This window comes from Corallococcus sp. CA049B (assembly GCF_003611685.1).
Classification (GTDB): Bacteria; Myxococcota; Myxococcia; order Myxococcales; family Myxococcaceae; genus Corallococcus; species Corallococcus coralloides.
In genome coordinates this window covers 43,128-58,444 of record NZ_RAWC01000001.1, presented here as the reverse complement: position 1 = coordinate 58,444, position 15,317 = coordinate 43,128, and the positions used below count along the sequence as shown (strand labels likewise).

General features: G+C 70.2%; 9 protein-coding genes and 2 pseudogenes. 3 read left to right on the top strand and 8 right to left on the bottom strand.

Annotated features, from left to right (window positions below):
• Window positions 1–4 precede the first annotated feature (4 nt).
• Window positions 5–2,239 carry an ATP-binding protein gene (locus tag D7W82_RS00205; protein WP_233587201.1) on the top strand — a complete coding sequence of 745 codons (2,235 nt, stop codon included), beginning with the start codon at window positions 5–7 and terminating at the stop codon, window positions 2,237–2,239.
• Here the strand turns inward: D7W82_RS00205 and D7W82_RS00200 are convergent.
• Both D7W82_RS00200 and uvrA read right to left on the bottom strand, forming a co-directional pair.
• Window positions 2,236–3,684 carry a POT family MFS transporter gene (locus tag D7W82_RS00200; RefSeq protein WP_120616356.1) on the bottom strand — a complete coding sequence of 483 codons (1,449 nt, stop codon included), beginning with the start codon at window positions 3,682–3,684 and terminating at the stop codon, window positions 2,236–2,238. The two genes, D7W82_RS00205 and D7W82_RS00200, sit on opposite strands and share 4 nt — an antisense overlap.
• A gap of 22 nt (window positions 3,685–3,706) precedes the next feature.
• Complete coding sequence (uvrA, locus tag D7W82_RS00195; protein ID WP_120616355.1) at window positions 3,707–6,580, bottom strand: excinuclease ABC subunit UvrA; 2,874 nt, start codon at window positions 6,578–6,580, stop codon at window positions 3,707–3,709.
• Between the two features lie 420 nt (window positions 6,581–7,000).
• Between uvrA and D7W82_RS00190 the strand changes: the two genes are divergently transcribed.
• Both D7W82_RS00190 and D7W82_RS00185 read left to right on the top strand, forming a co-directional pair.
• Window positions 7,001–9,943 carry a choice-of-anchor D domain-containing protein gene (locus tag D7W82_RS00190; protein ID WP_120616354.1) on the top strand — a complete coding sequence of 981 codons (2,943 nt, stop codon included), beginning with the start codon at window positions 7,001–7,003 and terminating at the stop codon, window positions 9,941–9,943.
• Between the two features lie 84 nt (window positions 9,944–10,027).
• Window positions 10,028–10,951: a metallophosphoesterase gene (locus D7W82_RS00185; protein ID WP_120616353.1), complete on the top strand. Its 924-nt coding sequence runs from the start codon at window positions 10,028–10,030 to the stop codon at window positions 10,949–10,951.
• Here D7W82_RS00185 and D7W82_RS00180 read toward each other — a convergent pair.
• The 6 genes and pseudogenes from D7W82_RS00180 to D7W82_RS00160 all read right to left on the bottom strand — a co-directional run bounded on the left by D7W82_RS00180 (window position 10,941) and on the right by D7W82_RS00160 (window position 14,603).
• Complete coding sequence (locus D7W82_RS00180; protein ID WP_233587200.1) at window positions 10,941–12,104, bottom strand: hybrid sensor histidine kinase/response regulator; 1,164 nt, start codon at window positions 12,102–12,104, stop codon at window positions 10,941–10,943. The two genes, D7W82_RS00185 and D7W82_RS00180, sit on opposite strands and share 11 nt — an antisense overlap.
• Window positions 12,088–12,345, bottom strand: coding sequence for a chemotaxis protein CheB (locus tag D7W82_RS42115; RefSeq protein WP_255417076.1), 258 nt, complete (start codon window positions 12,343–12,345; stop codon window positions 12,088–12,090). The genes D7W82_RS00180 and D7W82_RS42115 overlap by 17 nt, the downstream gene beginning before the upstream one ends.
• Window positions 12,346–12,460: 115 nt before the next feature.
• Window positions 12,461–13,207 (bottom strand): annotated as a pseudogene (locus D7W82_RS42110) (chemotaxis protein CheB); the annotation flags it as partial.
• A pseudogene (locus D7W82_RS42105) lies at window positions 13,165–13,524 on the bottom strand (CheR family methyltransferase); the annotation flags it as partial. The pseudogenes D7W82_RS42105 and D7W82_RS42110, both read right to left, overlap by 43 nt.
• Before the next feature lie 8 nt (window positions 13,525–13,532).
• The gene (locus D7W82_RS00165) at window positions 13,533–14,042 is read right to left on the bottom strand and encodes a response regulator (protein ID WP_233587199.1); all 510 of its coding nucleotides are present in this window, start codon (window positions 14,040–14,042) and stop codon (window positions 13,533–13,535) included.
• A gap of 165 nt (window positions 14,043–14,207) precedes the next feature.
• Complete coding sequence (locus D7W82_RS00160; RefSeq protein ID WP_120616352.1) at window positions 14,208–14,603, bottom strand: CHASE3 domain-containing protein; 396 nt, start codon at window positions 14,601–14,603, stop codon at window positions 14,208–14,210.
• Between the last annotated feature and the right edge of the window lie 714 nt (window positions 14,604–15,317).

Sequence of the window (15,317 nt, the reverse complement as noted above, 5' to 3'; positions counted from 1 at the left end):
GGGAGTGAGGTGGCGCATGGCGGACCACGGCGCGGACGGGGACCACAAGCTCACCGAGGAGCGGCTCGCGCTCTTGAGCGTGCTCCAGGAGCTCACCGTCGCGGCGCTGGATCTGCTCAATCCCTGCAAGCCCGCCGACGACTTCCTGGACCGCGCCGCGGAGCGGCTGGGGTGCGCGGTCGCCCTCTGGCTCCAGCCGGATGAGCGGGGGCAGGTGGGGCTGCTGGGCGCGAGCGGACTGTCCTCGGCCTCCCGCCAGTTCCCGATTCCGGGGCTGCCCCCGCGCCCGGGGCTGCCAGCGCCCCTCTGGGTCGACCTGCCCTATCCGGAGCTGGACTCGCCGGGGCTCGTGCGGTGGTCCGTGCCCATCGACGGGGCCGGGGCCCCTTCCAGCCTGCTGCTGCTGTACTTCGACCGCGAGCCGAACCTGCCGCGGCAATACCGGGGCATGGTGGAGCGGCTCGGCGGCGTGCTCCACACCGCGCTCGTCCACCGGCAGCTCTTCGCGCGGACCCTGGACAGCGAGCGCGCGCTCCAGCGTGAGCGGGACTTCAGCTCGGCGGTGCTGGACACGGCCCGCGCCCTGGTCATCGTCCTGGATCCCCAGGGGAGGATCGTCCGCTTCAACCGGGCGTGCCAGGCGGTGACGGGCTACACCTTCGAGGAGCTGCGCGGCGCGTATTTCTGGACGAGCCTCATGCCGCCGGACGAAGCGGCGCGGGTCGAGAAGACCTTCGGGGTGCTCGCGGCGGGGCTGGGGTTCGAGCAGGCCGAGCATCACTGGCTCACGCGCAAGGGCGAGCGCCGCCTCATCTCCTGGTCCAGCAACGTCCTGCGAGGTGAGTCCGGAGCGATTGAGTACGTCATCGGCACCGGCATCGACATCACCGAGCACCGCCGGACCGAGCAGGAGCGGGATCAGACCTTCCAGCGTGAGCAGCAGGCGCGCGCCCGCGCGGAGGAGCAGGAGGGGCGCTCCGCGCTCCTGGCGGAGGCGTCCGGGCTGCTCACCGGCTCGCTCGCCCCGGAGGACGCGCTGCGCAGCGTGGCCGCGCTGACCGTCCAGCGGTTCGCCGACTGGTGCGCGGTGGACCTGCTGGACGGGGGGTATCCCTTCCAGCGCATCACCGAGGCCCGCTCCCAGGCGCTGCGCGCCACCGTGCCCGCGCGGATGCACTGCGCGCTGCCCGACCTGGATGCCGAGCACGGCCCGGGGAGGGTGCTCCGCGTGGGCGAGCCGGAGTTCTGCCCGGAGGGGTGCGCGTCCATGTCACTGGGGTGCGTGCGGGACGGGCAGGGCCTGTCCGAGGTCGTCGAGTTCCAGTCCTGGATCTCGGTGCCGCTGCTCGCGCGGGAGCACGCGCTCGGCGCGCTCACGCTCGCTCGCATGGAAGGAGGGGGCCGGTATGGCCCGGCGGACTTCGCGCTCGCGCAGGAGCTGGCCCGCCGCGCGGCGATGGCCCTGGACAACGCCCGCCTCTATCAGCAGGCCCAGCTGGCGATCGGCCTCCGGGATGAGTTCCTCTCCATTGCCTCCCATGAGCTGAAGACGCCGGTCACGTCCCTCCAGTTGTCGGTGCAGGGCTTGACGCGCCTGGCCCGGGCAGGCGCGCTCGGAACCGCGCGGGTGGACGCGGTGACCCACTCGCTGGAGGTCATCGAGCGTCAGGCGAAGCGGATGGCGAAGCTCGTCAACACCCTGCTGGACGTCTCACGCATCCAGGCTGGAAGGCTCGAGCTGGAGTTCGAGGAGGTGGACCTGGCCGCGCTGGTCCGGGACGTCGCGGCGCGCTTCGCCCCGGAGCTGGCCACGTCGGGGACGCGGCTCCGGGTCCACGCCGACACGGCGATGCCGGGCGTGTGGGACCGGTCGCGGTTGGATCAGATCGTCACCAACCTGCTCTCCAACGCCATCAAGTACGGCGAAGGACGGCCCATTGAAGTCCGGGTGGAGGGGGACGCCGTGATGGCCCGCCTGGAGGTGCGGGATCAGGGCATTGGCATCCCGGCGGAGCGGCACGCGCGCATCTTCCGCGCCTTCGAGCGCGCGGTGTCGTCGCGCCACTACGGGGGGCTGGGCCTGGGGCTCCACATCGTGAACCAGCTGGTGGAGCGGCTGGGGGGAACGGTCCGGGTGGAAAGCGCGGCGGGGCAGGGGGCCACCTTCACGGTGGAGCTGCCCCGCCGGGGGCCGCATGCGTCTTTCCCGGCGGATACGTCCGTGCAGCTGGGGCCTTAAGCCGGCTTCGGCGCCACCGAGGGGTTGCGGCCGTCCATGGGGGCCTGCGCGTCCGTCTGGTAGTAGTCGCGCACGACGTACCTGCGGGCCACCAGCGCCATGCCCACGGCGGCCGCGGACGCCAGGGCCGCGTAGAAGAAGAACTGGGCGGAGCCCGTGAAGACGTTGAGCGCCGCGGCGATGGCCACCGCCACGTTCGCCAGCGTGTTCGTCACCAGCCACACGCTCTGCACGGTGCCCTTCATCTCGCGGGGCGCCTGCGTGTACGCGAACTCCAGGCCCGTGGTGGACATGAGGATCTCCCCCAGCGTCAGCACGATGTACGGCAGCAGCTGCCAGGCGATGTTCAGCGTCGTGCCGCCCTCCATCACCACCTGGAAGACGCCGGCGATGACGAACGACACCGCGCCGAACACCAGCCCCATGGGCATGCGCCTGAGCGGCGTCAGCTCCCAGCCCAGGCGCTGGAAGGCCGGGTAGATGATGACGGTGAGGAACGGGATCAGCACCATCACCAGCGCCGGGTTGATGAACTGCATCTGGCTGGGCTGGAACACGACGCTGCCCACGTGCGGATCCATGGCGCGCGCCTGCACCACCCAGGTGGACGCCTTCTGGTCGAACAACATCCAGAAGAAGGGGACGAAGGGCAGCATCAGCCCGGCCACCCGGAACACGGCCTTCACGCCCTCCACCGCCTCGGGCGGGTGCGCGGCCTTGGCCTTGTCCAGCCAGTGGGCGCCCTTCGGCGCGTCACCCTTGAGCGCGCTGAACACCACCTTGAGGAACGAATGCGGGTTGGGGCCCGTGGGCGGCACCATCACGTAGTGCTTGCGGCCGGCCCAGAAGATGACCGTCGCCAGGAACATCAGGATGCCCGGCACGCCGAAGGCCACCGCCGGTCCGAACTTCGTCATCAACAGCGGCACGAACAGCGACGCGAAGAACGAACCGAAGTTGATGGTCCAGTAGAAGATGGCGTAGACCTTCTTCACCAGGTGGCGGTTCTTCTCCGTGAACTGGTCACCCACCATCGCGGAGACGCACGGCTTGATGCCGCCCGAGCCAATCGCGATGAGCGTCAGGCCCGTGTAGAAGCCCGCCGCGTTGTCCTCGAAGAGCGCCAGACACGCGTGCCCGCCGCAGTACACGAGGCTCAGCACGAAGATGGTCTGGAACTTCCCGAAGAAGCGGTCCGCCAGGTAACCGCCAATGAGCGGGAAGAAGTACACCCCCGCCATGAACAGGTGGAACAGGCTCTTCGCCTGCGCCTCCCGCAGCCCTGTCTCCGGCACCTGCGTGCGCAAGAGGTAGTCGATGAAGAACACCGTGAGGATGTTCCGCATCCCGTAGAAGCTGAAGCGCTCACAGGCCTCGTTCCCGATGATGTAGGGAATCTGGGGCGGGAAGCGCTGGGAGGTGGGGGCGGTCGAGGTCTCGGCCATGCCCCCACCCTACCGGGGCCCCTCAGGCCGCGTCCACGCGCTTGCCAATGCGGGCCCGGCGCGCCTTGCCCAGCACGTGCTTGAGGTAACGCCCGGTGTGGCTGGCCTCCACCTTGGCCACGTCCTCCGGCGTGCCGGTGGCCAGAATCTGCCCGCCGCCCGAGCCGCCCTCCGGCCCCAGGTCGATGAGCCAGTCCGCGCTCTTGATGACGTCCAGGTTGTGCTCGATGACGAGCACGCTGTTGCCCGCCTCCACCAGCCGGTTGAGCACGGACAAGAGCTTGCGGATGTCCTCGAAGTGCAGGCCCGTCGTCGGCTCGTCCAGGATGTAGAGCGTGCGCCCGGTGGCCACCCGGGCCAGCTCACGGGCGAGCTTGATGCGCTGCGCCTCGCCGCCGGACAGGGTGGGGGAGGGCTGGCCCAGCCGCAGGTAGCCCAGGCCCACGTCGGTGAGCGTGGTGAGCACGCGCATGATGTCCTTGTGCGCGCCGAAGTGGTCCACCGCTTCGCGCACGCTCAAATCCAGCGTCTCCGCGATGTTCTTGCCCTTGTAGCGCACGCGCAGCGTGGCCTCGTTGAAGCGCTTGCCGTTGCAGACCTCGCAGGGGACGTACACGTCCGCCAGGAAGTGCATCTCCACCAGCTTCACGCCGTCGCCCTCGCACGCCTCGCAGCGGCCGCCCTTGATGTTGAAGCTGAAGCGGCCCGGGCCGTAGCCGAAGGTGCGCGCCTCCGGCGTCATCGCGAAGACTTCCCGGATGGCGTCGAAGACCTTGGTGTACGTGGCCGGGTTGCTGCGCGGCGTGCGGCCAATGGGCCGCTGGTCGATGTCGATGACCTTGTCCAGGTGCTCCAGGCCCTTGATGGACTTGTGCTTGCCCATGGGCTCGCGGCTCTCGTAGAGCGCGCGCGCCAGGGCCGGGTACAGGATCTCGTTGATCAGCGTGGACTTGCCCGCGCCGGACACGCCCGTCACCGCCGTGAAGATGCCCAGCGGGATGTCCGCGTCCACGTTCTTCAGGTTGTTCTCCGTCGCGCCCACGATGGAGATTTGGTGCTTGGGGTTCACCGGGCGGCGCGACTCGGGGATCTCAATCTCCTGGCGGCCGGACAGGTACGCGCCGGTGAGGCTCTGGGTGTCCGCCATCACCTGCTTGGGCGTGCCCTGGGACACCACCTGCCCGCCCAGCTCGCCCGCGCCAGGGCCGAAGTCCACCAGGTAGTCCGCCTCCTCCATCGTCTCCTCGTCGTGCTCCACGACGATGACGGAGTTGCCCAAATCCCGCAGGCGCTTGAGCGTGGTGAGCAGCTTGCCGTTGTCACGCTGATGCAGCCCGATGGAGGGCTCATCCAGGATGTAGATGACGCCCGTCAATTCGCTGCCCATCTGCGACGCCAGCCGGATGCGCTGGCTCTCACCGCCGGACAGCGTGGACGCGGTGCGGTCCAGCGTGAGGTAGCCCAGGCCCACGTCCACCAGGAAGGACAGGCGGCTGCGGATCTCCTTGAGCAGCTCCTGGGCGATCTTCTCCTCCTGCGCGGAGAGGCCCATCTGCGTCAGGAACGCCCGCGCCTCCGTGATGGTCATCCGGCTCAGGTCCACCAGCGTGCGCTGGTGCACCTTCACCGCGCGGCTCTCCGGGCGCAGGCGCTCGCCCTTGCAGGACGGGCAGGGCTTGTCGCTGAAGTACTTCTGCAGCTCCGCCTTGCGCGCCTCGGACGTCGTGGTCTTGAAGTTGCGCATGGTGCGGGCGAGCAGGCCCTCCCACTCCATGTCGTACTGGCCGTTGTCGCCCCACTGCACGGTGAAGGACTTGCCCTTCGCGCCGTTCATCAGGACGTCCTTCTCCCGCTTGGTCAGCTTCGCGTACGGGACGTCCAGATCGATCTTGAACGCGGACGCCAGGCTCTCCACGAAGTCCGCTGTCCAGCCCTCGCCGCGGTTCATGCCGCTGGCCCACGGTTCAATCGCGCCGTCACGGATGCTGCGCGTCTGGTCCGGCACCAGCAGGTCCGCGTCCATCTCCGGCCGGGTGCCCAGGCCGTTGCAGTCCGTGCACATGCCCAGCGGGTTGTTGAAGGAGAACGACGCCGGCGTCAGGTCCCCGAAGGACAGGCCGCACGCGGGGCACGCGTTCAACTCGCTCATCACGCGGTCGGACGCGAGCGTTCCCTTCTCATCCGTGATGATGAGCGTGCCCTTGCCCTCGCGCAGCGCGGTCTCCACGGAGTCCGTCAGGCGCGTGCGCAGGTCCGGCTTCAACACCAGCCGGTCGATGATGAGCGCGATGTCGTGCTTGGACTTCTTGTCCAGCTCGATGCGCTCCTCCAACTCGCGCACCTTCCCGTCCACGCGCGCGCGGGAGAAGCCGCGCTTCTGCGCCTCGGTGAGCAGGTCCTTGTGCTCGCCCTTGCGGTTGGTGACGATGGGCGCCAGCACCTGGAGCTTGGTGCCCGCGGGCAGCTTCATGATCTCATCGACGATCTGCTGCGCGCTCTGCTTGCCCACCTTGCGGCCGCAGTTGGGGCAGTGCTGCACACCGATGGAGGCGTAGAGCACGCGCAGGTAGTCGTGCACCTCCGTGACGGTGCCCACCGTGGAGCGCGGGTTGTTGCTGGCCGCCTTCTGCTCGATGGAGATGGTGGGCGACAGGCCTCGCAGCGTGTCGTAGCGGGGCTTCTCCATCTGCCCCAGGAACTGGCGCGCGTAGGAGGACAGGCTCTCCACGTAGCGGCGCTGGCCTTCCGCGTAGAGCGTGTCGAACGCGAGCGAGCTCTTGCCGGAGCCCGACACGCCGGTGAACACCACGAGCTTCTTCTTCGGGATGTCCAGGGAGACGGTCTTGAGGTTGTGCTCCCTGGCACCGCGGATGGAGATGACGTCGGGCTCGGACATGGGGGCGCGCTTTATCACTGAAAGGGTGTTCCGGTGCACGCAAAGGCGCACGTCCGGAGAAGTTCAGCGGAAACACCCCGAAACGCCGCCTGCATCCCCACAGCCAGACGGGCACCCCGGCCGTCCTGCGCGCGCCACTCGTCCCCGCTGGAAGTCGCACGGCCCCCGAGGGTGAGGGGTCGGTGTGGCATCGACCGTTTGTGAAGCTTTTGCAGTCGCTTCCACGAAACGTGGAATCTCCTGCTTTACCCGTTAAATGCCGTTCCCCTGCGTGGGCGCCCGTTTGCCGTGTTGGCGGCGTGACGGCACCTCGTTGGGACGCCCAGGCACCAGGGTTGCACCTTTCCACGCTGACCGGAGCCACGTGCAGTCCTGTGTGGGGGGACTCCGGTGCCGCGTGTAGGAAGGACGGGACTCTGTATGCGTGGACTCCGATGGCTGGTGTTGGCGTTGGTGGTGGCGGCGGCGGCGGCGTGTGAGCGACCCACTTCACAGCAGGCACGTACAGGCTTCGCTGCACGGCCGGAGCTCCTGGAGTTCGGCGCGGCGGCGGTGGGGCGCACCAAGACGATGACGCTGCGGCTGGCGAACCAGGGGCGCGCGTCCTACCGCGTGGAGGGGGCGCGCTCGTCGCTGCCCAACGTCCACGTCCCCGCGTTCGAACCCTTCACGCTGACGGCCGGCGCGGAGCACGAGATTGAAGTGCGCTTCGCTCCCGACGTGGAGGGCGCGGTGCAGGGGCAGCTGGAGCTCTTCACGGACGCGTCCGGCGGCGCGGCGACGCAGGTGCCCGTCAGCGGGCGCGGCGTGAAGGCGCTGGTGGAGGTGCCGGAGTCGACGCTCGACTTCGGCAACGTGAACCTGGGGCTGGTGGAGATGCGCGAGGTGACGGTGCGCAACCCCTCCGACGTGGAGAGCCCGCTGGTGCTGTCGGTGGAGGGCGCGGACGCGGATCAGTTCTCCGCCGGGGCGGGGCTGCCGTCCACGCTGGCGCCGCACGAGACGCGCAAGGTGCCGGTGGCCTTCAGCCCCGTGCGGCTGGGCAACGCGGAGGCGGCGCTGCACGTGGCCATCTGCGACGGCTGCGAGCCCGCGGTGGTGACGCTGACGGGGATGGGCGTGGCCGGCGCGCTGGAGGTGACGCCGCTGCGCGTGGACTTCGGCCGGGTGGCGGTGGGCGCCACCGCCGAGGAGCGCATCACCGTGCGCAACCTGGGCTCCGAGCCGCTCAGCTACAAGGGCGCGTCGCTGCTGGAGGACCCCTCCGGCGTGTTCAAGGTGGTGAGCGCTCCCGCGCTCCCCAACGACGTGCTGGCGCCGGGCGCGGTGGTGGAGCTGCGCGTGGCCTTCACGCCCACGGCGGCCGGCCGGGTGCGAGACGGCCGCGTGGAGGTGTCCGTGCGCAAGCCGAAGACCACTTCGCCCGGCCCCAAGGTGACGCTGACGGGCGAGGGCGGCGCGTCCTGCGTGGAGGTGACGCCCGCGCACCTGGACTTCGGGCCGGTGGCCTTCGGCATGACGGCCACGCGTGAAGTCACCGTGAACAACCGCTGCCGCGAGGAGACCACCGTCACCGGGCTCCACCTCACCACGCAGGCCGGGGGCTACTTCACGCTCGCGCAGCCGCCGTCGAGCCATCCGGTGGCGCCGGGGGGCACGCTGAAGGTGGGCATCACCTTCAGCCCGCGCGCGGGCGTAGGCAGCGCGAGCAGCGGGCAGCTGGCCGTCACCTCCACCCAGCGCGCCTCCACCTCCACGGACGGCGTGACGCTGGCGGGCGAGGGCAGGGCCTTCGCGCCGTGCGAGTACGCGCTGCCGTCGGTGCTGGACTTCGGCCAGGTGCCGGTGGGCTCGGAGGTGGCGCTGGGGGTGACGCTGCGCAACACCGGCTCGGAGGCGTGCTTCCTGTCGGCGCTCCAGTTGGCGAGCGGCTCGGACCCGGCCTTCCGCGCGTCGACGCTGCCCAACAGCGTGCTGGAGCCCGGCAAGAAGATGACGCTCGTCGTGCGCTTCCAGCCGCCGTCCGAAGGGGAGTTCCAGGGGCTCGCCGAAGGGTGGGTGAGCCACCCCACGCGCGGCCACCCGCTGGTGAACCTGGTGGGGCGGGGCGTGCAGGGGTGCTTCTCCGTGCAGCCCACCACGGTGGACTTCGGCGTCAACCGGCTGGTGTGCGGCCCGCGCACCCGCGAGTTCATGGCCTACAACGACTGCCCGGGGGACGTGAAGGTGTCGGGCATGAAGCTGGAGCAGCCGGGGCAGGAGTTCGCGGTGTCCGGCGCGCTGCCGGCCACGATTCCCGCGGGCGGGCGCGTGAAGCTCACCGCGAAGTACTCGCCCGTGGAGGAGGGCGAGGACGCGGCGACGGTGCGCTTCACGCTGAAGGACGGCGGCGTCTACAACGCGGGGCTCGTGGGGCGGGGCCTGGCGAAGACGGACCAGACGGACCGCTTCGTCCAGCAGGCGGAGGCGCGCGTGGACGTGCTCTTCGTCGTGGACAACTCGGGCTCCATGATGGAGGAGCAGCAGAGCCTGGGTGAGAACTTCGCGGCCTTCCTGTCCGCGGCCACCGCCGCGCAGGTGGACTACCGCATCGGCGTCACCACCACCGGCCTGGACCCGTCCCCGGGCGGCTGGTCCGAGTGCCCCGGCGGCGCGCTGGGCGGTGAGAACGGGCGCCTGTTCCCCGTGGACGGCTCCAGCCCGCGCATCATCACGCCGGAGACGCCCAACGCGTCCGGCGTCTTCGCCAACAACACGCACGTGGGGGTGTGCCACTGGAACGAGCAGGGCCTGGACGCGACGTACCGCGCGCTGTCGGATCCGCTGCTCTACAACCTGGACGACCCGCGCACGCCCCAGCCCGGCGACGGCAACGGCGGCTTCCTGCGCGAGGAGGCGAAGCTGGCCATCATCGTGCTGTCGGACGAGGAGGACTTCAGCTCCCAGCCGGTGGCCTTCTACGAGACCTACCTGCTGGCCCTGAAGGGGAACGACCCGTCCAAGGTGAGCTTCAACGCCGTGGTGGGCCCGGAGGACCTGACCACCTGCACCACCTCCAGCAGCTCCGGCAGCCGGTACATGGAGCTGGCCCGGAAGCTCAACGGCGTGGTGGACAGCATCTGCACGCCCAACTGGGCCGCGTCGCTGGAGAAGCTGTCGGAGAGCGCCTTCGGGCCCAACCGCGCCTTCCCCCTGTCGGAGCTGCCGGAGGACCCCGGCGCCATCGCCGTCCGGGTGGACGGGCTGCCGGTGACGGAGGGCTGGTCCTATGACGCGCGAGCAAACGCCGTCGTCTTCGACCGGCTGCGCGCCCCGGCCCCGGGCTCGGTGGTGGAAGTCACCTATCCGCTGGGTTGCCCGTAGCCAGGGCGGCCATTCGTCCGTCACTGGAAAGTGACCGGGGCGGATGACTCGACAGGGCGGGGCGGGGGGCCTTGAGTAAAGGACATGTCGCAGGACTCCCTCCTCGTCGCCGCGCTGGGTGACATCCATGGACGCTTCCACCGGGTGGAGGCGTGGCTGGATGCGCTGGAGCAGGCGCGCGGCCGGAGGGTGGACCTGGTGCTGGCGGTGGGGGACGTGGAGGCCTTCCGCCACGCGGACGACCACCGGCGCAAGGCCGCCAAGCGCGCCATGCCCGCGGAGTTCGCCGAGTACGCGGACGGCATCCGCCGCGTGAAGCGGCCGCTGTACTTCATTGGCGGCAACAACGAGGACTTCGAGGCGCTGCACGACCTGCCCGACGGCGGCGAGCTGGCCCCGGACGTCCACTACCTGGGCCGCGCGGGCCTGCGCACCCTGGGCCCGTTGCGCGTGGCGTACCTGTCCGGCATCCACGCGCCGCGCTTCATCGACCAGCCGCTGAAGCGGCCCACGTCGCTGGATACGGCGAAGCAGGCGGGCTACTTCCGCGCGCCGGAGGTGGAGCAGGTGTCCGCGCTGCGGGACGTGGACCTGCTGCTGGTGCACGAGTGGCCCCGGGGCATCGTGCAGAAGGCCCGCGACGAACGGCTGGCCCCCTCGCGCCCGCTGCCCTCGCCGTGGATTGGCAACCCGGTGACGCGCAAGCTGGTGGACACGGTGCACCCGAAGTGGGTGCTCTGCGGCCACTCGCACAAGCCCTTCGCCGTGGCGCTGGACTCGCACGGGCGCACGCTGTCGCGCGTGGCCTGCCTGGACCAGGCGGCGCGGCCGGACACCGCCGTCTTCTGGCTGGAGTTCGAGGGCCGCGAGGCCCAGCGCGCCGGCTGGGGCGTCTCCGGCGTCGCCACCTGGCAGGCGGGACAGCGCTGGGGGCTGCACACGCTTCCGCCGCTGGACGAGTCGGACGGGCCGGGCAGCGTGCCCGCGGACAACGGCGCTACAGCTTGACGACGTCCACGCCCTTGCGCGGCAGCTCCACGCGGAACTCCGTGTAGGGCCCGGCGCCGGAGAGCACCTCCACGCCGCCCTGATGCGCGTGGATGATCTGCTGGACGATGTAGAGCCCCAGGCCCAGTCCCTCCCCTCGGCCCCGGCGCTGCTGGCCGCCCCGGAACGGGTCGAAGAGGAAGGGCAAGAGGTGGGCGGGGATGACGCCCACGTTGGTGATGGTGAAGCGCAGGGCGTCGTCGCGCGTGCCGTCCACGAGGATGCGCACCGGCTCCACGGCGTCGCCGTGCTGGAGCGCGTTGCCAATGAGGTTGGAGGCCACCTGCGCCAGCCGGTCCGCGTCCCAGTCCCCCACGAGGTCGCCGTCCTGCCGCACCTCGATGCGGTGGCGCGGCCACGCCGCCTGGTGCTCCTGCACCATGCGCTGCACCAGCTGCCCGAAGTCCGTCTCGCCCCGGCGCAGGGGAATCCCGCCGGCCAGCCGCGCGCGCGCCAGGTCCAGCACGTCTTCAATCATCCGGCCCATGCGCTTGCCGGCGGCCATCATCCGCGTGGCCGTCCTCTTCACGGCCTCGTCGTCCGAGCGGCGCTGGAGCAGGTCCGCCGCGGTGAGGATGGCGGAGAGGGGATTTCTCAGGTCGTGGCCCAGCACCGCGGTGAACATCTCGTTGAGGCGCAGGGTCTCCGCGAGCGTGTCCAGTTGCTGCGCCAGTTGCTGCTTCTGGCGGTGCATCTGGAAGAAGACCTCCGCCTTGCCGCGCAGCGCGTGGGCCTCCAGCGGCTTGAAGAGGAAGTCCACCGCGCCGGCCTCGAAGCCCTTGAAGGTGCGCCAGGGGGCGCCCCCGCCCGCGGTGACGAAGATGATGGGCACGTCGCGGGTGCGCTCGGAGCCGCGCATCAGCTCCGCCAGCTCGAAGCCGTCCATCTCCGGCATCTGCACATCCAAGAGCGCGAGCGCGAACTCGTGTTGCAACAGCAACTCCAGTGCCTCCGCGCCAGAGCGGGCGCAGTGCACCTCCACGTCGTCACGCCGCAGCACGGCGGAGAGCGCCAGGAGGTTCTCCTCCAGGTCATCGACGAGCAGGCACTTCACCCGGGAAGCCACGGGCAGGGGCTCCTTGCTGGGGACGGACAGGTCAGATAGCACCGCCATCTCCCCATGCCCGGAAGACGGCGGGCATCTGTTCAAGAGGCAGCACGAAATCCACCGGCCCGGCCGCGAGCGCCGCCTGGGGCATCGCGGGCGAGCGAGCGGTGTTGGGGGCCTGCACCCTCGTGACGCCACCCCGCCGTCTCACCGCCTGGAGCCCCAGTGCCCCGTCCGCGTTGGCGCCGGAAAGGATGACGCCGCCCAGGGGCGCGCCGTAGACGGCCGCGGCGGATTCGAAGAGCACGTCGATGGCGGGGCGGGAGAAGTGGACGGGGGGCGTCCGCGGACAGCGCGAGCAGCGGCCCCTTCGCGTCCCGGTCCACGAGCAGGTGGTGGTTGGGGGGCGCGAAATAGAGGGTCCCCGGCTGGATGGGCTGCTTGTCCCCGGCCTCGTGGACCGGCAGCGTGCACCGGGCGGTGAAGGCCTCCGGCAGCAGGCTGGGGAGCCTTCGCGGCAGGTGCAGGACGACGAGGACCGCGGGCCGGAAGTTCGTGGGCAGCGCGGGCCGCAGGTGGGTCAGGGCATCCACCCCTCCTGTGGACGCACCAATGACGATGGCGTCGACGCGGCCAGCGGGCGGAGCAGTGCGCGGAGTGGGCATGGCGGCGGGTCCTCCCTGGCGCTTCTGGTAGAGCCGGTCCTCGGGGACGACGGGGGTGAACGAGGCCTCACGTGAGGAGAAGCGCAGCGACTCGCGCGCCCCCAGGCCCAGGAACCCCTTGTGACAGAGCGACTCCGCGAACAATCCCAGCGCGCGCTCCTGCGGCTCGCGGTTGAAGTAGATGAGCACATCGCGGCACGACAGGAGCTGCACCTCCGCGAAGACGCTGTCGGTGGCCAGGCTGTGGTCCGAGAAGACGATGTGCCCCTTGAGCGGCCGGTCGAGCACCGCGCCGCCGTACGCGGCGGTGGAGGAGTCCGACAGCGACGTGCGCGCGCCGGACAGCCGGTGGTCCTGGGTGAAGGACGCGATGCGGTCCACCGCGTACACGCAGCCCTCCGCGCGCTGGGGTTGATGTCCGTGGCGTAGATGCGCGTGCGCTCCAGGAGCCCCTCCTCGCGCAGCAGGATGGCGAGCGACCAGGCCTCTTCCCCCGTGCTGCATCCGGCGACCCACACCTTGAGCGACGGATGGGTGCGCAGCACCGGCACCACGTGCTCGCGCAGGTGGCGGAAGCAGGACGGGTCGCGGAACAGCTCGCTCACCTGCACGGAGAGGTAGTCCAGCAGCGAGGGTTCGTGCTGCATTCGGCCCTGGAGCTGGGACAGGGTGGCGCAGTCGAAGTGCCCGGCGGCCTGGGCCAGCCGGCGTTTGCGTGAGGACTCCGCGTAGCCGCGGAAGTCATGGTGGTACTTCGGGTAGAGCGCCTCGAGCAGCAGCCGCAGCTCGATGTCGAACTCCTTCGTCGCCACGTCGAGCATGCGCGGACTCACCCCTTGGGCATCCAGACGCGCAGGAGCGACAGCAGCTTCTCCACGTCGAGCGGCCTGGCGATGGAGTCGTTGGTGCCGGCCTGGAGGCACTTCTCCTGATCATCGCGCATGGCCTTCGCGGTGAGCGCGATGATGGGCAGCTTGCGCCAGGCGTCGTGCTTGCGGATTTCGCGCGTGGCGGTGAGTCCGTCCATCTCCGGCATCATGATGTCCATCCGCACCAGGTCCACCGCGAGCCGCTGCTGGGCCAGGCTCTTCGTCAAGAGGGCCAGGGCCTCCTTGCCGTTGCGGGCGATCTCCACCTTCGCGCCCCGGGGCTCCAGCACGCTGGAGAGGGCGAAGATGTTCCGCACGTCGTCCTCCACCACGAGGATGCGGCGGCCCTCCAGCGTGGACTCGCGGTCGCGCGCGGCCTGGAGCAGGCGCTGGTGCTCCGGAGGCAGGCGCGACTCGACCTGGTGCAGGAACAGCGTCACCTCGTCCAACAGCCGCTCCGGGGAGCGCACGCCCGTGATGATGATGGAGCGTGAGAAGCGGCGCAGCTGCTGCTCCTCATCGGGGCTGAGCGAGTGGCCGGTGTAGACGATGGGCGGTCCTGGCCGCTCAGGTCCGGCAGGTGCAGGTCCATCACCATGCAGTCGAAGGTGTGCTCGCGAAGCCGCTGGAGCGCGTCATGCGCGGTGGCGGCGCACTCCACCTCCACGACCTCCGTCTCCATCAGCGCTGTCGGCGATGAGTCCGCGAAGCTCCGAGAGCTTCTCCGGCAGCGTCTTCTTCGCGAGGGAATAGGGGCTGAGGTAGCTCTCCGCTCCCGTGAGGAGGAAGCCGCGCTGTCCCGTCTCCGCGTCCTTCCCGGTGGACAGCACCTCCTCCAGCTTCGCCGCGACGGTGAGCGTATGCGTCACCATCTCGCCCGTGGCCGCGCGCGTCTTGAGGGTGCGGTAGGAGAGCAGGGCGATGGCGAGCACGGCCAACGCGGCCACGGCGAAGCCGGTGAACGTGGACGGGGGCAGCGCTGGCCCGAAGCGCTCGACACGCGGAGCGTCCTTCACGCGGGGAGGGCGCATGGACGCGGCCCTGTGGCGCACGGAAGGAAACAGACAGGATGAAGCGCACGGAAGGAGCCCGTCCGACGAAGGTGAACGGATTGCCTACCATGTCAGGAGGGTACGCCTCGGGACCCGAGGGGCCGAAGTGTCGCCTTGCGCGCGCCCGGACAAGGGACGCGGTCCAGGAGGGCGCCAGCAGTTCGTCCACCCACGCCGAAACCCGAAGTTACCCAATCGGACAAGCACCTCGCGGAGCGGCCGTGGCCCGCGACGTCATGCATGCGCGAAGCCCAAGGTAGGGCACGTACAGATGAGCCCGTCCGCGCCCGGCTTCCGCGAAACCTGTCCGACAGTCGGACAGGTTCGCGGCGCATGAAGCCCGAAGCCGCGCACCGCACGGAGCGCGGCCGTGGACGGCAACCAGCACGCATGCGCGGGGGCCAAGGCCATTTCGAGCAGGGCTGGCCGCCCGGGCCCGGCTTCCGCAAAACCTGTCCGACAGTCAGACAGCTTCGTATGGCACGAAGTGCCAGGACGTGCATCTCGCGGAGCGCAGTGGTGGACGGCAATCGATTCGCGGAGCGCAGTGGTGGACGGCAATCGATGCGCATGGACATGCGCTGGTGCCAAGGCCGGTTCTCGAGCAGAGGCGTCCGCCCGGGCCCGGTTTCCGCAAAACCTGTCCGACAGTCGGACAGGATTCCCCGCCTGCGGCCCGAGGGCGTCCTGGCC